The 19,024-nt window shown below is 57.7% G+C and carries 12 protein-coding genes; 8 read left to right on the forward strand and 4 right to left on the reverse strand.

Annotated elements, in window-relative coordinates; translation table 11 throughout:
* Positions 1–167: 167 nt before the first annotated feature.
* From Q3V30_RS04370 to lplT, 7 genes are all read left to right on the forward strand, one after another.
* Positions 168–1,889, forward strand: a complete 1,722-nt coding sequence (locus tag Q3V30_RS04370) for a penicillin-binding transpeptidase domain-containing protein (RefSeq protein ID WP_306210827.1) — start codon at positions 168–170, stop codon at positions 1,887–1,889.
* 279 nt (positions 1,890–2,168) lie between these two features.
* Positions 2,169–3,401 (forward strand): MdtA/MuxA family multidrug efflux RND transporter periplasmic adaptor subunit, encoded by a 1,233-nt coding sequence (locus Q3V30_RS04375; protein WP_306210829.1) that lies wholly within the window; start codon positions 2,169–2,171, stop codon positions 3,399–3,401.
* The gene (locus tag Q3V30_RS04380; RefSeq protein WP_306210830.1) at positions 3,398–6,562 is read left to right on the forward strand and encodes a multidrug efflux RND transporter permease subunit; all 3,165 of its coding nucleotides are present in this window, start codon (positions 3,398–3,400) and stop codon (positions 6,560–6,562) included. Before Q3V30_RS04375 ends, Q3V30_RS04380 begins: the two co-directional genes overlap by 4 nt.
* A complete protein-coding gene (locus Q3V30_RS04385; RefSeq protein WP_306210833.1) occupies positions 6,559–9,651 on the forward strand; it encodes a multidrug efflux RND transporter permease subunit in 3,093 nt (1,030 codons plus the stop codon). Before Q3V30_RS04380 ends, Q3V30_RS04385 begins: the two co-directional genes overlap by 4 nt.
* 5 nt (positions 9,652–9,656) lie before the next feature.
* Positions 9,657–11,063, forward strand: a complete 1,407-nt coding sequence (locus Q3V30_RS04390) for an efflux transporter outer membrane subunit (protein ID WP_306213069.1) — start codon at positions 9,657–9,659, stop codon at positions 11,061–11,063.
* A gap of 215 nt (positions 11,064–11,278) precedes the next feature.
* Positions 11,279–13,438 carry a bifunctional acyl-ACP--phospholipid O-acyltransferase/long-chain-fatty-acid--ACP ligase gene (gene aas / locus Q3V30_RS04395; protein WP_306210835.1) on the forward strand — a complete coding sequence of 720 codons (2,160 nt, stop codon included), beginning with the start codon at positions 11,279–11,281 and terminating at the stop codon, positions 13,436–13,438.
* Positions 13,431–14,636 carry a lysophospholipid transporter LplT gene (gene lplT, locus Q3V30_RS04400; RefSeq protein WP_306210838.1) on the forward strand — a complete coding sequence of 402 codons (1,206 nt, stop codon included), beginning with the start codon at positions 13,431–13,433 and terminating at the stop codon, positions 14,634–14,636. The genes aas and lplT overlap by 8 nt, the downstream gene beginning before the upstream one ends.
* 72 nt (positions 14,637–14,708) lie before the next feature.
* Here the strand turns inward: lplT and Q3V30_RS04405 are convergent, their stop codons facing one another.
* The 4 genes from Q3V30_RS04405 to mutH form a co-directional block, all read right to left on the reverse strand.
* Entirely contained in the window at positions 14,709–15,749 is a 1,041-nt protein-coding gene (locus Q3V30_RS04405) for an NADP(H)-dependent aldo-keto reductase (RefSeq protein ID WP_306210840.1), read from the reverse strand.
* A gap of 194 nt (positions 15,750–15,943) precedes the next feature.
* On the reverse strand, positions 15,944–16,159 hold the full coding sequence (locus Q3V30_RS04410) for a YgdI/YgdR family lipoprotein (RefSeq protein WP_306210842.1): 216 nt from the start codon (positions 16,157–16,159) through the stop codon (positions 15,944–15,946).
* A 167-nt stretch (positions 16,160–16,326) separates the two neighbouring features.
* Positions 16,327–17,037, reverse strand: a complete 711-nt coding sequence (locus Q3V30_RS04415) for a TerC family protein (RefSeq protein ID WP_306210845.1) — start codon at positions 17,035–17,037, stop codon at positions 16,327–16,329.
* 80 nt (positions 17,038–17,117) lie between these two features.
* Positions 17,118–17,804: a DNA mismatch repair endonuclease MutH gene (gene mutH, locus Q3V30_RS04420; protein ID WP_306210847.1), complete on the reverse strand. Its 687-nt coding sequence runs from the start codon at positions 17,802–17,804 to the stop codon at positions 17,118–17,120.
* Between the two features lie 686 nt (positions 17,805–18,490).
* Between mutH and rppH the strand changes: the two genes are divergently transcribed.
* The gene (gene rppH / locus Q3V30_RS04425) at positions 18,491–19,018 is read left to right on the forward strand and encodes an RNA pyrophosphohydrolase (protein ID WP_306210848.1); all 528 of its coding nucleotides are present in this window, start codon (positions 18,491–18,493) and stop codon (positions 19,016–19,018) included.
* Positions 19,019–19,024: the final 6 nt, after the last annotated feature.

A 19,024-nucleotide genomic window follows, 5' to 3' on the forward strand; every position in this document is an offset into this window, starting at 1 on the left:
AAAGAGCGGGCCAGCAATAACTTGATGAATTAGCAGGGAATAAGCCGCTTATCGTCGCCTGGTGATGCCGCCTCAATCACGATCTGAAACACAGTTTCCCTGTTATCTCCCCCGCATTTTTTGTATAACCCCCAGACAGTTATCCCGCTTACTCCAGTAGAAGATCCATGTCCCGCTTAAAGAAACTGCTCGCAAAAGACCAGGCTAAATCACCTTTTCATCCTTTTCGTTTCCGTCTGATCTGTCTCGGCGTATTCGGCTGTCTGGTGGTGCTGCTGGCGCGGGTAGGGGATCTGCAGCTGATAAACCACCCTATGCTGGAGAAGGAGGCGGATGAGCGCTCGCTGCGCACCGTTACTCTTCCCACTAACCGGGGAACGCTGCTCGACAGAAATGGTGAAGCGCTGGCGCTGAGCGTGCCTTCGCGGGATATCATCGCCGATCCGCAACGCGTGCTGGAAGCCCATCCCGATTTCACCAGCGCGAAATGGGAATATCTGGCCAATGCGCTTGACCAGCGCCCGGAGCAGATTGCCCAACAGATTAATGCTAACCCCAATCGCCGCTTTCTCTATCTGGGGCGCAAAATTGAGCTGGGGATCGCCAAAGACATTGCCAAATTACATCTCACCGGCATCTCTACCGTTTATGATGACAGCCGTTTCTATCCGATGAGCGACGCTACCGGCCCGCTGCTGGGCATCGTGGGCGCGGATAACACCGGCTTAACCGGGCTGGAGAAAGGCTTTGATAAAGTGCTGCAGGGCACGCCGGGCGTGGAGAAATACCGGCAGGATGCGCACGGCAACATCGTGGCGATGATCAATTATGAACCGCCGCGCCAGCCGCCAACCGTCCAGCTCAGTATCGATAAATTCGATCAGTACACGATGTACTCGAAGCTGCGCGAAGGCGTTTTGTTAAACAAAGCGGATTCTGGCGCCGCCGTGCTGATTAAAATTGATACCGGCGAGATCCTGGGGATGGCCTCTTATCCCTCCTTTAACCCGAACAATTTCGTCAACGTCTCGCCCAACCAGATGCGGAATACGGCGATCAACGACAGCTACGAGCCAGGCTCCACCGTGAAGCCGCTGGTGGTGATGGAAGGGCTGGTGCGTAAGCTGGTCAGACCCGATTCCGTGCTGGATACCACACCTTATCGCGTTAACGGCCATCTTATCCGTGACGTGGGCCACTGGCCGCGCCTGACCATGACCGGTATTTTGCAGAAATCGAGCGACATCGGCGTTTCCCACATCGCCCTGGCGATGCCTGCGGAAGTGCTGGTAAACACGTTCAGCTCGTTCGGGCTGGGCAAACCCACCGGCCTGGGACTCACCGGCGAGAGCGTGGGGTACTTCCCGCTGCACCGCGAGCGCTGGGCCGATATCGAGCGCGCCACCTTCTCCTTTGGCTATGGCCTGCGCGTTACGCCGCTGCAAATTGCCCGTGAGTACGCCACGCTGGGCTCGTTTGGTATTTATCGTCCGCTGTCGATCACCAAGGTGACGCCGCCAGTAATAGGTAAACGCGTGGCTGACGAAGATACCGTCCGCTCCGTGGTGCATATGATGGAGAGCGATGCGCTGCCTGGCGGGAGCGGGGTGCGTGCCGCCGTGCCGGGCTACCGGCTGGCGATCAAAACGGGTACGGCAGAGAAGATGGGCGACAGCGGTAAATATGACGGAGGTTATATTAACTATACCGCCGGCGTGGCGCCAGCCAGCAATCCGCAGGTGGCGCTGGTGATCATGATCAACCACCCGACGGCGGGCGACCACTTTGGTGGCTCGGTAGCCGCGCCGGTATTTGGCAATATCATTGGCCCGGTGTTGAAGCATATGAACGTGGCGCCTGATGCGCTTTATTCCACGCACAGCGGATAACTTTTCCCTGAGACCGCCTGCTGTTCTCGCCTTACAGGGCGGGCAGGCAGGCTGATTCCCCGCCAGAAAACGCTTTGCCGGGTTACTTCCCCGGACAGCCACTAAGCTGTAGTGAAAATCACGAATTCCCTGATTTCCTTACGGAATCCTTACGCTATGCGGATGGAATTTAATCAGCGCTCTCACCCATAATAGCCCCGGGCCAGGTAAACTGGCCTGACCTTTTTCAGGCGGGGGCTGGCGCCCTCGTTGCATCCTCACCTGACTCAACAGAGCCTCATGACCTCAACCATTAAGCAAGCCCCATCTTCCCGACGTAAAAAAATCCTTTTACTGATCCTGGTCATTCTTGTGGCGCTGCTGCTCTGGCGTTTCTGGCCCCACGGCAGCAGTCACTCCGGCGGCCCTGGCGGTATGGGCGGTCCTGGTGGGCCAGGCGGCCCGGGCATGATCTCCGGCGCAGCAACACCGGTGCATGCCGGACAGGTTACCACGGCTGATGTTCCTGTTTACCTGACTGCGCTGGGCACGGTTATCCCCACTGCCACGGTCACGGTTACCAGTCGGGTGGATGGGCAGTTAATGAAGATCTTTTTCACTGAAGGAGAAAAAGTTGAGGCGGGGCAGCTTCTGGCGCAGATCGATCCGCGCAGTTATCAGGCGACGCTGGGGCAGTATCAGGGCGACCTGAATCAGAACCAGGCGCTGCTGAAAAGCGCCAGCCTGACGCTGGCCCGCTACCGTAAGCTGTTTGCCCAGGACTCGCTTTCACGTCAGGATCTGGAGAGCCAGATCGCTACCGTAGGCCAGTATAGCGGTGCCGTAAAAGCAGATGAGGCGCAGATTGCTGCCGCTAAGCTGAACATTGAGTTCTCCCGCATCACCTCACCCATCAGTGGTCGCACCGGGTTACGGCTGGTGGATGCAGGCAATATGGTGCACAGCTCTGACACCACCGGCATTGTCACTGTTACCCAGACCCAGCCTGCTGCCGTGACCTTCAGCGTGCCGCAGAATAATATTCCCACCCTGTTGAAATCGCTGCACAACGGCCAGAGCCTGCCTGCTACCGCGTTCGATCAGGATGGCGACAATGAGCTGGCGCAGGGCAGCGTGCAGTTTATCAGCAACCAGATCGACACCAGCACCGGCACGGTGGAGCTTAAGGCGCTGTTTGCCAACCAGGATGAGGCGCTCTACCCCAATCAGTTTGTGAACCTGCGCCTGCAGACCGGCACGCTGAAACAGGCATTGGTAATCCCGGCGCAGGCGCTGCAGCTCAGCAGCGACGGCAGCTTTGTTTATGTGATCAACAAAGATAAGAGCGTGACGCGCAAAGCGGTCAAAACCGGGCCGACGCTGGGCGAGACGCAGCAGGCCATTCTCTCCGGCGTCAGCGCGGGCGAGCAGGTGGTAACGGAAGGGATCGACCGGCTGAGCAACGGCAGCAAAGTGACCGTTATCAGCGACTCTGAGACCAAAGCCGCCAGCGTGAGCGCGAAAGGGCAATGAATCCTTCGCGCATTTTTATCGAGCGTCCGGTTGCCACGATCCTGCTGATGGTGGCGGTATTACTTTCCGGCATTTTCGCTTACCGTTTTCTCTCCACCTCGGCGCTGCCGCAGGTGGACTATCCCACCATTCAGGTCACCACGCTCTATCCGGGTGCCAGCCCGGACGTCATGGCTTCTTCGGTGACGGCCCCGCTGGAGCGCCAGCTTGGGCAGATGGCGGGGTTGAGCCAGATGGCCTCCAGCAGCTCGGGAGGCTCGTCGGTTATCACCCTGAAGTTCTCCCTGGATCTGTCGCTGGACGTGGCCGAACAGGAGGTGCAGGCTGCCATCAATGCGGCTGACAACCTGCTCCCTTCCGACCTGCCAAATCCGCCAACCTATAAGAAGGTGAATCCGGCCGACACGGCGGTGATCACTCTGGCGGCGAGTTCAGATACGCTGCCGCTGGTCAAAGTGCAGGATCTGGTTAACACGCGCATCGCGTTGAAGCTGTCGCAGATCTCCGGCGTCGGCATGGTGACGCTGGCGGGCGGGCACCAGCCCGCTATTCGCGTGCAGGTAGATCCGAAAGCGCTGGCGGCGCATGGCCTGACGCTGGAGGAGGTCAACACGCTGATCGGCAACAGCAACGTCAACGGATCGAAAGGGGGCTTTGACGGGCAGTATCACTCCGTCACCATCGACGCTAACGATCAGCTGCGCACCGCGGAAGAGTACGGCAACCTGATCCTGACTTACCAGGATGGCGCGGCGCTGAGGCTGCACGATATCGCCCATATTGAGCAGGCGGCGGAGAATATCTTTCAATCCGCCTGGGCCAACCGTTCTCCGGCGATTGTGATTAGCGTACAGCGCCAGCCTGGCGCTAACGTTATCTCCGTGGTGGACGCGATCAAGGCGCAGCTGCCCACGCTGCAGGCCGCACTGCCAGATGGCGTAAAGGTGCAGATTCTTTCCGATCGGACCCAGACGATCCGCGCCTCTATAAGCGACGTACAGTTTGAGCTGATGCTGTCGATAGCGCTGGTGGTGATGGTGACCTTCCTGTTCCTGCGCAACGTCGCTGCCACGTTAATCCCGAGCATTGCCGTACCGCTGTCGCTGGTCGGTACCTTTGGCGTGATGTATCTGGCTGGCTTCAGCCTCAATAATCTGTCGCTGATGGCGCTGACCATTGCCACCGGCTTTGTTATTGATGACGCCATCGTGGTGGTGGAGAACATCTCCCGACGGCTGGAGCAGGGTGAAACGCCAATGCAGGCGGCGCTGAACGGCTCTGCGCAGATTGGCTTCACCATTATCTCCCTGACCTTCTCGCTGATTGCGGTACTGATCCCGCTGCTGTTTATGGGGGACGTGGTAGGACGGCTGTTCCGCGAATTTGCCATCACTCTTGCCGTATCGATTCTGGTGTCGATGGTGGTTTCACTGACGCTGACGCCGATGCTTTGCGCCTCTCTGCTGCGCCATATTCCGCAAGAGCGTCAGAGCCGCTTTTACCGTAAGGGCGGGCAGGTTTTCGACAGGCTGATTGCAGGCTACGATCGGCTGCTGACCCTGGTCCTTAACCATCAGCGTCTGACCCTGCTGGTGGCGCTGGCAACGCTGATCTTTACTGGCCTGCTGTATGTGGTGGTTCCGAAAGGCTTCTTTCCTTCGCAGGATACCGGCCTGATTCAGGGCATAACCGTGGCGTCTCAGGATGTCTCCTTCAGCGAGATGGCGAAGCGCCAGCAGCAGCTCGCCGCTATCGTGCTGAAAAACCCGGCGGTCGCGAGTCTCTCCTCTACTATCGGCATTGATGGCACCAATACCAGCCTGAACAGCGGACGGATAGAGATTAACCTGCGCGCCTTTGACGAGCGTGATGAGCGCGCCGCGACCATTATTGCCGAACTGCAGCAGGCAACGCAGAACGTGCCGGGCATCCAGCTTTACCTGCAGGCTTCGCAGGATCTTACCGTTAACGATCAGGTGACACCGGATCAGTATCAGTTCTCGCTGGACGACGCGGAGAGCGAAAATCTGGTCACCTGGTCGCCAAAGCTGGTGGCGGCGCTGAAAAAACGGCCGGAGTTCAGCTCGGTGGTCAGCAATCTGCAGGATCAGGGGCAGGTGGCTTATGTTGAGCTGAACCGTGAGGCGGCAGCGCGCTACGGCATTACCGCTGCTGACGTCGATACTGCGCTCTATAACGCGTTTGGTCAGCGGCTGGTCTCCACTATTTTCACCCAGTCGAACCAGTATCGTGTGGTGCTGGAAGTGGCGCCGAAATATCAGCGCTCTCCGGCGTCGTTTGATGATATTTATCTTGCCCCGGCCAGCACTTCCACCAGCACCAGCACCAGCAGTTCGTCCGGCAGCACCAGCGACAGCAGTTCAGCGGAAGCGGCGAGCACAGCAGGCATGGTGAAGCTGACATCCATTGCAAAAATCCATCAGCGGATCGGATCGCTGACCCATATGCGGCTGAACCAGTTTCCGGCAGTCACGGTCTCCTTCAACCTGAACCACGGCTACTCGCTGGAGGAGGCGCAAAAAGCGATAGCGGAAACGCAGCAGAGCCTGGCGCTGCCCGCCAGCATCACGCTGCGCTATCAGGGTGAGACGGCGGCGTTCCAGAGCGCTACCAGCAATACTCTGTGGCTGATCCTGGCCGCACTGCTCACCATGTATGTGGTGCTGGGTATTCTCTATGAGAGCTTTATCCATCCGGTAACCATTCTCTCTACGCTGCCTTCTGCCGCTGTTGGCGCCTTACTGACGCTGCTGCTGGCGGGAACCGAGTTCAGCCTGATTGCGCTGATTGGGGTGATCCTGCTGATTGGCATTGTGAAAAAGAACGCCATTATGATGATCGATTTTGCGCTGGAGGCGGAGAAAACGCAGCATCTCAGCCCGCGTGAGGCGATCCATCAGGCCTGCCTGCTGCGCTTCCGGCCGATCCTGATGACCACCATGGCCGCGCTGCTCGGGGCGCTGCCGCTAATGCTCGCTTCTGGTTCCGGGGCCGAGCTGCGTCAACCGCTGGGGCTGGTGATTGTGGGCGGTCTGATCTTCAGTCAGGTACTGACGCTGTTCTCCACGCCGGTTATCTACCTCTGGTTCGATCGTCTGGCAGAAGGCACCCGACGCAGGCTGCGTAAGGCGCGCGGATGAATATCACTCGCCTGTTTATCTTCCGGCCCGTCGCCACGCTGCTATTGACGCTGGCATTGCTGCTGCTGGGCGCTTTAAGCTACCGCCTTTTGCCGGTGGCGCCGCTGCCGCAGGTCGACTTTCCCACCATCATGGTCTCCGCCAGCCTGGCAGGCGCCAGCCCGGAAACCATGGCGGCGACGGTAGCCACGCCGCTGGAGCGATCGCTGGGTCAGATTGCGGGCATCAGCGAAATGACCTCCAGCAGTTCACAGGGTTCCAGCAACATTATTCTGCAGTTTGAGTTGAGCCGTGACATCAACGGGGCCGCGCGTGATGTTCAGGCGGCGATCAATGCCGCCCGCAGCCTGCTGCCCAGCGGCATGGCTTCGCTGCCGACCTACCGTAAGGCGAATCCTTCCGATGCGCCGATCGTTATGCTGGCGCTGACCTCAACCACCCGCAGCAAAGGCGAGCTTTATGATATCGCCGACAGCAAAATCGACCAGAAAATTGCGCAGGTGAAGGGCGTGGGTGACGTCTCGCTGATGGGCAGCGCGCTGCCTGCGGTCAGGATCGACCTGCAGCCACAGAAGCTGACCCACTTTGGCGTTTCGCTGGACAAGGTGCGCGAAGCTATCGCCAACAGCACCACCAATCTGCCAAAGGGCATGCTGCAGGGCGATCGTCAATCCTGGGTGGTGGACGGTAACGGCCAGCTTGAACAGGCCACTCAGTACGCAAAGCTGATAGTCAGCTACCAGGATGGCAAGGCAATCCACCTCAGCGACGTCGCCACGGTCTATGACTCGGTTGAAGATAAGTACAACGTGGGATTTTACAACCAGACGCCATCGGTGATGATTGGCGTAACCCGCCAGGCGGGCGCCAATATGCTGGAAACCATCGACGCCATCAAAGCGCAGCTCCCTGCGCTTGAGAAAGAGCTGCCTGCGGACGTGGCGCTGAAGATTGTCGTTGACCGATCGCCCAACGTGCGTGCCTCGTTGTATGACACGGAAGAGACGCTGCTGATCGCCGTGCTGCTGGTGATTACGGTGGTATTCATCTTCCTGCGCAACGTGCAGGCGGTGCTGATCCCCGCGCTGGCGCTGCCGGTGTCGCTGGTGGGAACCTGTAGCGTAATGTACCTGCTGGGCTACAGCCTGGATAACCTGTCGCTGATGGCGCTGATTATCGCCACCGGCTTTGTAGTCGATGACGCAATTGTGGTGCTGGAGAATATCACCCGCTATATCGAAGAGGGACTGAGCCCGGTGCGCGCTTCGCTGAAAGGCGCGCACGAGGTGAGTTTCACCGTCCTGTCGATGACCCTGTCGCTGGTGGCGGTCTTTATCCCCATTCTGCTGATGGGCAGCATTGTCGGACGCCTGTTCCGCGAGTTCGCGGTAACGCTGACGGTATCGCTGATTATCTCAATGCTGGTTTCCTTGAGCCTGACGCCGATGCTCTGTTCGCGGCTGCTGAAGCGCAGGCCCGCCAGGCGGCCCCATCCGGTTTACCAGTGGATTGAAAATGGCCTGAATCGCCTGCTGGCGGCCTATGCTTCGGCGCTGAACTGGGTGATGCGCCATCAGCGGCTGACGCTGTTCAGCCTGATCCTGACGGTTATCCTTAATCTGTTTCTCTATTCGGTGGTGCAGAAGGGCTTTTTCCCGAATCAGGATACCGGCCTGCTGATGGGCATGCTGCGCGCCGATCAAAACGTCTCTTTCCAGGCGATGAAGCCGAAACTGCAACAATTTGCGAAGATGATCGAACAGGACCCGGCTGTGGATGGCGTCATGTCCTCAATGGGCAGCGGGGCCTTTGGCTCCCGCAACAGCGCGAACTTCTTTGTGCATCTGAAAGAGTTCGATAAGCGTGACGCCACGGCAACCGAGGTAGCGAACCGGCTCAGTGGCAAAGCCGTCACTGTTCCTGGCGTACAGCTGTTTTTGATGGCTGCTCAGGATATTCATATCGGCGGCCGCAGCGCCAACGCCTCTTACCAGTACAGCCTGCAGGCCGACGACCTCGACACGCTGCGGATCTGGACGCCGAAGGTAAAAGCGGCGCTGGAGGCGATCCCGCAGCTGACCAGCGTCGACTCTGACTCGCAAACCGGCGGGCAGGAAGTGATGATCAACATCGATCGCGACCGGGCAAAACGGCTGGGGGTTGATGTGGAGATGCTCGATACCCTGCTGAACAACGCTTTTGCGCAGCGTCAGGTCGCCACGCTCTATAAAACGCTTAACCAGTATCACGTGGTGATGTCATTGCAGGATGCTTACACCCGCGATCCGGAAATGCTGCGAAAAATGTTCGTGGTCAACGACCAGGGGGACCAGGTGCCGGTTTCAGCGTTCGCCAGCTTCAGCGGCGGCAACTCGCCGCTCTCTGTGGCGCATCAGGGGCAGTCGGCAACCAGCACCATCGCCTTTAACCTGGTGGATGGCGTTTCGCTGGAGCAGGCGCAATCGTTGATCAAAACAGCGATGGCAAAAATTGCCCTGCCGGAGACCATTCAGGCCGGATTCCAGGGGACCGCGAAGGCGTTCGCCGAGCTCACCGCTTCCATGCCCTGGCTGATTCTGGCCGCGCTGGCTGCTGTTTATATCGTGCTGGGGGTGCTGTATGAGAGCTATATCCATCCGCTGACCATCCTTTCCACGCTGCCTTCCGCAGGCGTAGGGGCGTTGCTGCTGCTCTTGCTGACCCATACACAGCTGACGGTGATTGCGCTGATCGGCATTTTGTTGCTGATCGGCATTGTGAAAAAGAACGCCATTATGATGATCGACTTTGCGCTGGCCGCCGAACGCAACCAGGGGCTGTCGCCGCAGCAGGCGATTACCCAGGCCTGCCTGATGCGGTTCCGCCCGATTATGATGACCACGCTGGCGGCCTTTTTCGGCGCCCTGCCGCTGGCGCTGGGCAGCGGCGGCGATGCCGATCTGCGCAGCCCGCTGGGGCTGGCCATTGCCGGTGGCCTGGCACTGAGCCAGCTGTTAACCCTGTTCACCACGCCGGTGGTGTACCTCTACCTCGATCGCGCCAGCCGGGCTACCAAACGCCAGTGGTCCCGCCTGCGCCATGCAGAATAATGATGATGACTAAAACCAAACTAACCACCCTGTTACTGGCGCTGCTGCTGAGCGGCTGCGCTGTTGGACCTGATTACCAGCGGCCAGCGGCCAGCGTGCCCGGCCACTATAAAGAGGCGCGGGGCTGGCAGCAGGCCCGGCCGCAGGATGCCGCCAGCAAAGGCGACTGGTGGGCGGTCTATCACGATGCGACGCTGGACGGTCTGCTGCGGCAGGTTGCCATCTCCAACCAGAACGTGGCGCAGTATGAAGCGCAATACCGGCAGGCGAGGGCACTGGTTGCGGAATCGCGTTCCGGCCTGTTTCCCAGCGTAACCGGAACCGGTGCCACCACCCGCAGCGGCAGCACGGGCAGCGTTGCCACCGGCGGCGGCCGTAGCGTCAGTAACAGCCATTCACTGGAAGCCAGCGCCAGCTGGGAGCTGGATATCTGGGGCAAGCTGCGCCGCACGCTGGAAGAGAACCGGGCCAGCGCGCAGGCCAGCGCAGCGGAACTGGCGAATATCACCCTCAGCGCCCAGTCTGAACTGGCACAGGACTATTTCCAGCTACGCATTATGGATCGGCAGATTGCGCTCTATCAGCAAAGCGTGGCAGCGTATCAGCGCTACCTGACGGTCATTAATAATAAATATCAGGCGGGGAGCGAGTCCCGCGCCACGCTGGCTCAGGCGCAGGCACAGCTGGAAAGCGCCCGTGCCTCGGCGCTGGATCTGAGCTGGCAGCGGGCGCAAAACGAACATGCCATCGCCATGCTCATCGGCAAAACGCCAGCCGAATTTAGCCTGCCGGTGGCAGAGCTGACCGCCACGCTGCCCGCTGTTCCGGAAGCGCTGCCTTCTGAACTGCTCCAGCGCCGTCCCGATATTGCCTATGCTGAACGTAACGTAGCCGCCGCCAATGCCGCAGTCGGCGTTGCCATTGCCGGGTACTATCCTGACCTGACGCTAAGCGCAACGGGCGGTTTCTCCAGCTCCACGTTCCATAATCTCTTGTCGCTACCGAACCGCGTCTGGTCGTTAGGGCCTGAGCTGAGCGGTACGCTACTCGACTTTGGCGCCACCTCCTCAAAAGTGGATCAGGCGCGCGCGGCCTATGATGCAGATGTTGCCAGCTACCGTCAGGCGGTGCTGGAAGGCTTCCAGGAAGTAGAGGATTACCTGGTTGAACTCCATACCCTGCAGGAGGAGAGGGTGGTGCAGCAGCGGGCGACGGAGGCGGCAAAAGAGTCTGCCCGCGTCACCTACAATCAGTACCAGGCGGGAATGATCGACTATCTCGATGTGGCGACTACCGAAAACAGCAGCCTGAGTTCCCAGCAGAGCCTGCTGTCGCTGCAAAGCACGCAGTGGGTGGCAAGCGTGGCGCTGATTGTTGCGCTGGGCGGCGGCTGGCAGTCAGCCTCTCTCTGAGCGGATTGCCCGCAGAGCCTCGTCGCGCTTTACCAGAGTACGACGAGCGCCATGCCTGACATTATGTTGTCGATCCTGCCCGCAAAAGAGTAATGAAATGCAGAAAAGGGGCAGATTTGTTCAGATAAACACGGCAATTTGGCGCCGTTGCCATTGAGTTGTTTCACCAGATGCTGCATCGTTATAGCCAACTTTTTTATGCTCAAGGAGTTGGCATGCTCTTTTCCCTGCTTCGGCGGATATTTCGTCTCTGCTTCCGTACCCGCCTGAAGGGCGATCTCTCTGGTTTATATAAAGAAAAGGTGCTGATCGTTCCCAACCATATGTCGTTTCTGGATGGGGTGCTGCTGGCGATCTTTTTACCCGTTAAACCCGTGTTTGCCGTCTACTCTTCAATCAGTGAGCAGTGGTACATGCGCTGGGCGCGCAAGGTCATCGATTTTGTGCCGTTAGATCCCACTAAACCGATGTCGGTGAAGCACCTGGTCAGGGTCATTGGGCAGGGGCGCCCGGTAGTGATCTTCCCGGAAGGACGCATCACGGTGACCGGTTCGCTGATGAAAATCTATGAAGGGGCCGGATTTGTGGCGGCAAAGTCACAGGCGACAGTGGTGCCGCTGCGCATTGAGGGCGCTGAGTTTACCCCTTTTGGTCGCCTGGCGGGGGTCTTTAAACGCCGGCTTTTCCCCACCATCTCTCTGACCGTGCTGCCTTCCACCCTTATCCCGATGCCGGAAGCGCCCAGCGCGCGGGAACGACGCAAGCTGGCGGGAGAGCATCTGCATCATATTATGATGGAAGCCCGTATGGCGGTTCGCCCGCGGGAGACGCTCTGGCAGGCATTTCTGTCGGCCCGCACGCGTTACGGCTTCTTCAAACCCTGCATTGAAGATGTGAATTTCACGCCGGACAGTTACACCAGCCTGGTGAAAAAATCACTGGGCGTGGGGCGGATTCTGGAACGTTATACTGCGCCGGGGGAATATATCGGTCTGCTGCTGCCCAATGCCACGGTGACGGCAGCGGCGATCCTGGGAGCCTCCATGCGTGGGCGCGTTCCCGCTATGCTTAACTACACCTCCGGAGTAAAAGGGGTCAGCAGCGCGTTAACCGCGGCTGAAGTGAAAACCGTCTTTACCTCGCGTCAGTTTCTGGATAAAGGCAAGCTCTGGCACCTGCCGGAAGAGATAACCCAGGTGAAGTGGGTCTTTCTCGAAGATCTCAAAGATACCGTAACCACGCGGGACAAACTCTGGATCCTGGGGCATCTGCTGCTGCCGCGTCTGGCTGAAGTCCAGCAGCAGCCTGAAGCGGCGGCGATGGTGCTCTTTACCTCCGGTTCAGAAGGGCACCCCAAAGGGGTGGTGCATTCGCACAAAAGCCTGCTGGCAAACGTGGAGCAGATCAGAACCGTGGCGGACTTCACCCCGCGGGATCGTTTTATGTCTGCGCTGCCGCTGTTTCACGCTTTCGGCCTGACGGTAGGGCTCTTTACGCCGCTGATGACCGGCGCGCAGGTATTCCTCTATCCCAGCCCGCTGCACTACCGCATCATTCCTGAGCTGGTGTATGACCGCAACTGCACCGTGCTGTTCGGCACCTCAACCTTCCTGGGCAACTATGCCCGCTTTGGTAATCCGTATGATTTCGCGCGGCTGCGCTACGTGGTGGCGGGTGCGGAAAAGCTACAGGAAGCGACGCGGCAAACCTGGATGGAGAAATTCGGCATCCGCATTCTGGAAGGGTATGGCGTGACGGAATGCGCGCCGGTTGTTGCCATTAATGTGCCGATGGCGGCGAAAAATCACACCGTGGGCCGCATTCTGCCCGGCATGGATTCACGCCTGATCTCTGTTCCGGGCATTGAGGAGGGCGGCCTGCTGCAGCTGCGGGGGCCTAACATCATGAAAGGCTACCTGCGCGTTGAGAAACCTGGGGTGCTTGAAGCGCCAGCGGCGGACAACGGAGAAGGCCAGATGGAGGCGGGCTGGTACGATACCGGCGACATCGTGAGCTTTGACGATCACGGCTTCTGCCAGATTCAGGGACGCATGAAACGTTTTGCAAAAATTGCCGGTGAAATGGTGTCGCTGGAGATGGTTGAGCAGATCGCGCTTAAAGCTTCAGCGGAGAAGCAGCACGCTGCCTCAATAAAACCAGACGGCAACCGGGGCGAGGCGCTGGTGCTGTTCACCACCGACAGCGAGCTTACCCGCGACAGGCTGCAGCGCGCCGCCCGCGAGCTGGGCAGTCCGGAGCTGGCCGTGCCCAGAGATATTCGCGTGCTGAAACAGCTGCCGCTGCTGGGCAGCGGTAAGCCTGACTTTGTCACCCTGCGCAGCATGGCTGAAAACCCGGAGAGCAGTAATGAGTAATGCCGACGGTTCGCAAAAGTTGTTATCCCGGGGAATGGTGGCGGTTATCGCCGCGCAGTTCCTTTCTGCCTTTGGCGATAATGCGCTGCTGTTCGCCACGCTGGCCGTGTTAAAGCAGCAGGTTTACCCGGACTGGAGCCAGCCGGTGCTGCAGATGGTGTTTGTCGCCACCTATATTATCCTCGCGCCGTTTGTCGGGCAGATGGCGGACAGTTTCGCCAAGGGCCGGGTAATGATGTTTGCCAACGGCCTGAAGCTGCTGGGGGCGCTGACTATCTGTTTCGGCTTCAACCCGTTCATCGGCTACAGCCTGGTCGGCGCGGGCGCGGCCGCCTATTCACCCGCTAAATATGGCATCCTGGGGGAGATAACCGGCGGAGAGACGCTGGTAAAAGCCAACGGCCTGATGGAGTCCTCCACCATCGCCGCTATTCTGCTGGGCTCTGTAGCGGGAGGCTTCCTTGCTGACCTCAATCTGCTGGCGGCGCTGGTCGCCTGCGTGGTGGCTTACGGTCTGGCGGTAGCTGCCAATATGCTGATCCCTAAACTGGCGGCGGCCCGGCCCGGTCAGCCGTGGCATCCTGGCAAAATGTCCGCCAGCTTCTTCCGCGCCTGCCGCGTGCTGTGGCGGGATGGCGAAACCCGCTTCTCGCTGGTGGGCACCAGTCTTTTCTGGGGCGCAGGCGTGACGCTGCGTTTCCTGCTGGTGCTGTGGGTGCCGGTGGCGCTGGGCATTACCGATAATAAAACGCCAACTCTGCTTAACGCGATGGTAGCGATCGGGATCGTGATTGGCGCCGGGGCCGCAGCCAAACTGGTGACGCTGAAAACCGTGGGGCGCTGTATGCCGGCGGGGGTACTGATTGGTATCGCGGTAGTGTTCTTCTCGCTGCAACATTCTATGGCTGGCGCTTATGCCCTGCTGGTGGCGATTGGCGTATTGGGTGGCTTCTTTGTGGTGCCGCTTAATGCCCTGCTGCAGCTGCGCGGTAAAGAGAGCGTAGGGGCGGGCAATGCGATTGCGGTGCAGAATCTCGGTGAAAACAGCGCAATGTTGATTATGCTGGGGCTCTATTCGCTGGCTGTCAAAGCGGGCGCGCCGCCTGTGGCGACCGGCGTAGGGTTTGGTGCTCTGTTTGCGCTGGCGATTGCGGTGCTCTGGGGCTGGCAGCTGGCGCAAAAGCGCGGCAGGGGCTGAATGGCCTGTTGTGACAGTAAGTCTGCGGGGAGTTTAAAGCGCTTCCCTGCGCTTTCATTTTGTAGCTATCCCTTAAGGCGACGGGAAGGTATAACGGCGATGGATCGCCTCCAGCCCCTGCATTACCTCTTCATCCAGCGTCAGGTTGTAGCTGTCGATATTAATCTGCAGCTGCTCCAGCGTGGTTGCGCCCAGCAGGGTGCTGGCTACAAACGGCTGCTCACGAACAAATGCCAGCGCCATTTGTGACGGATCCAGCCCGTGCCGGTTAGCCAGCGCCACATATTCAGCGATAGCCAGCTGCGCCTGCTCGCCGCTGTAGCGGGTAAAGCGGCTGAAGAGAGTGTTGCGAGCACCTTCCGGTTTTGCCCCGTTCAGGTATTTTCCGCTCAGCGTGCCAAAGGCCAGGCTTGAATAGGCCAGCAGCTCCACCCCTTCCAGATGACTGATCTCCGCCAGACCCACTTCAAAACTGCGGTTTAGCAGGCTGTAGGGATTCTGAATGCTGACTATGCGCGGCAGCTCGTGCTTTTCCGCCAGCTGCAGGTAACGCATCACGCCATAGGGCGTTTCATTTGATACGCCGATATAGCGAATTTTCCCGGCACGGACCTGCTCGTTAAGCGCTTCCAGCGTTTCCAGCAGCGTTACCGTAGCGTTACCCTCACTGTACTCATAGGATAACTTGCCAAAATAGTTGGTTTGACGCTGAGGCCAGTGCAGCTGGTAGAGGTCAAGATAATCCGTATTGAGTCGCTTAAGGCTGGCATCCAGCGCCTCGCGGATATTCTTGCGATCAAGCGCCTGATTGGGGCGGATAGAGGCATCAGCACCGCGAACCGGTCCGGCAATTTTAGAGGCCAGGATCACTTTTTCACGGTTGCCGCGAGCTTTCAGCCAGCTGCCAATATATTTTTCGGTTAAGCCCTGGGTTTCCGGACGCGGAGGCACCGGGTACATTTCAGCGGTATCAATAAGGTTAATACCGGAACGGAGCGCCAGATCTAACTGGGCGTGGGCGTCGGCTTCGCTGTTCTGCTCACCAAACGTCATGGTTCCCAAACCCAGGCTACTGACTTCCAGGGTGCTGTGGGGGATACGGTGATAGTGCATTTGCCGGCTTCCTTTTTTCATTATTAAAAGGTCTGGAATCTGAAGCATGCCCAGTAAGAGGTACGTAGCCTCGCGGTGCGCACTCAGATCCGGCATTTGACTATAACCGCCGTAAGCGGCAGGGGGAAGAGGGGATTTATCGGGAAGTGCGGAGAGAGCCACCCTGGCAGAACAAACGGGTGGCGTAACGTCTCTTAGCGTTCAACAATGGATGAAACTTCATCACCATTAATCTGTAACTCATGGCCGGAACGGTCAGTATATTTCACAAGTCCCGTCTCTTTATCTATTTCAGGTTTTCCCTGAGTCATGATCATATTTCCTTCCTTAGTGGCCATGACGTAATCGCTGCTGCACCCGCTGACCAGTGTGGCCAACATCAGCGCCGCTGCGCCGAACACATACTTCATAATTCGCTCCCTTTAAACTTCAAACTGATGCGTCTGGTTATAGCGCATTTTTTGCAGGGGATCAGCAGAAGAACTCCGAAAATGTGCAGCAAGCACGTGGCGCCATTGACTTTATTCGTAAATTGATATTACAGGGGGGGCAGGCCGGGTGAGCGGCCTGCCTGAGATCAGGCTGTTTTCTTTTTACTGCGCACCAGATTCAAACACTCAACCGCCATGGAGAAGAACATGGCGAAATAGATATACCCTTTGGGCACGTGGACATTGAAGCTTTCCAGAATAAGCGTAAAGCCGACCAGAATAAGGAACGCCAGCGCCAGCATCTTCACGGAAGGGTGACGCTCTACAAACTCCCCAATCGATCTGGCGGCAAACATCATTACGCCAACCGCAATCACCACGGCAGCCATCATAATAATCAGATGATCGGAGAGGCCCACGGCGGTAATGACCGAGTCCAGGCTGAAGATGATATCCAGCAGCATAATTTGTACGATGGCGCCAATAAAGGAATGGACGTTAGTCTTATGCTCCTCTTCACCGCCTTCGATCGTCTCATGGATCTCCACGCTCGATTTCCACAGCAGGAACAGGCCGCCAAAGAGCAGGATCAGATCGCGGGCGGAGAAACTGTGATCCATCAGCGTGAACAGCGGCGTGGTCAGGCGGATAACCCAGGCGATAGAAGCCAGCAGCCCCAGACGCATTAACATTGCGCCGGCCAGACCCATGCGGCGGGCGGCATTCTGCTGATGTTTCGGAAGTTTGGCGACAACCAGAGAGAGAAAAATAATATTATCAATACCCAGAACGATCTCAAGAATCGTCAGCGTACCAAGGGCCAGCCAGGCATTGGGATCTGCAATCCAATCAAACATACTAACATTGCATCCTAAACGAAAAGTAAACGGGGAGTATACGCAACCCTCGTGCTGCCCGCCATCCGCGGCTTTAGCTCCTACAATAAAAAATGGCGGGCCAGCAGCAGGCCTGTAAAAGACTTCTTCAGATAGAAGCCGCGGGGAAGGGTCATAATGGGCTGGCCGTTTTCGCCAATCCCTTCCGTCAGCGCTTTACTGTTGGCCGCTTTAGGGCGAATTTGCAGCACTTCACCATGCCGGGCGGTGATACGCTCTACCTGACCCAGCACAATCATATCCATTAACTCTTCCCAGTCTCGCTGCAGCAGCGCCTCTTCATCTTCACTGGCACTCCATAACAGCGGCGCACCAACCCGACGTTCAGCCAGCGGAATGGCGCGATCCCCCTCAACAGGAACCCACAGTACCCGTTGTAGCTTATGGCGAACATGGCTTGTCTGCCAGGTGACCCCGGAGTTGCCGGTTAACGGGGCCACGCAAACAAAAGTCGTCTCCAGCGGACGGCCCACCGCATCAACCGGTATGGTTTTTAGCTCCACGCCGATCTCCGCAAAATCCTGCTCCGGTTTACTGCCTGCGCTGGCACCCAGATAGCGCTCCAGCAGCATGCCAACCCAGCCTTTATCTCTTCTGAGATCCTGCGGGATCGCCAATCCACCTCGCTCTGCCAGCTCACCCAGCGTATAACCCGCCAGGCGCTGAGCACGTTCCAGCAGAACCTCCTCATTTTCCGGGGAGGACACCGGGATAAAATCACCGCCCATGAATAACTCGTCGTAATTGGTTAAAAAATAACCACTCTTTTGCGCTCTGGTTTAGTCGCAAAAAATGATTGTGTAAAACAGGAATAATAGCATGATAAATCATGCTTTTTTATTTTCCGACGGCGGGAAAATCGCGCGCATCCTTGAGGTTATGCCAAAGTTGTCACCGGCAATGAACAGGATCACACCCCCTGTTATCCACAGAAAAATGGGATAACTCACTTTTTACAACACTACTGTTTCGATTTACAGCCTTGACGGGGCAGGATTACGACTTTTTGCACGATTTATGCTTAACTCAGCGGCATAACCTGTGGATAAAAAGTCCAGTGTTCGATCTTTCACCAGTGGTGCGGCATGGCTCTGTGACAGCAGGATGAAGGTGTCAGGAAGAAGGTACATATCAGGATAAATCCTAACGCTTAGAGCAAGTTAATGAAAAGGCGAGCGCGTAAGCGGCCGCGAGAGGAAAAAGTTTTCCCCAATGGTTAACAGAGTTCTGCACAAAGCTATCCACAGAAAACGTGAATAAGATCGCGCTTTAACGCCTTATTCTGTTTATAACTCGACCCAACAGGGCAAGTTATCCCGTGTTTACCGCGTGCTGAGGGCGTAAAGCAGTGGTTTACCACCTGTAAGGAGTATGAAACAATCAGAACATCCGAGTTTTAGTTTGAGGTAGTCCAGTGATCGATGATGATGGCTACCGCCCGAATGTTGGTATCGTAATTTGTAACAGGCAGGGACAAGTGCTGTGGGCCAGGCGATTTGGTCAGCACTCCTGGCAGTTTCCCCAGGGAGGGATCAATGCTGGGGAGACGGCGGAACAGGCGATGTACCGAGAACTTTTCGAAGAAGTCGGTTTGCACCGCAAAGATGTTCGCATCCTTGCCTCTACCCGAAACTGGTTACGCTACAAGTTGCCAAAACGTTTGGTGCGTTGGGACACAAAGCCGGTTTGTATCGGCCAGAAACAGAAGTGGTTTCTTCTGCAGTTATTGTGCAATGACGCAGATATCAACATGCAGACCAGCAGCACGCCGGAATTTGACGGCTGGCGCTGGGTCAGCTTCTGGTATCCGGTTCGTCAGGTAGTCTCGTTCAAACGCGACGTTTATCGTCGGGTGATGAAAGAGTTTGCCAGCGTGGTGATGCCGCTGCAGGAGAGCACCACACAGCGAAATACGCCTGCTTATCGACGGAAGAGAGGTTAAGCCACG

Source organism: Erwinia pyri (assembly GCF_030758455.1).
In the GTDB taxonomy this organism is placed as follows: domain Bacteria; phylum Pseudomonadota; class Gammaproteobacteria; order Enterobacterales; family Enterobacteriaceae; genus Erwinia; species Erwinia pyri.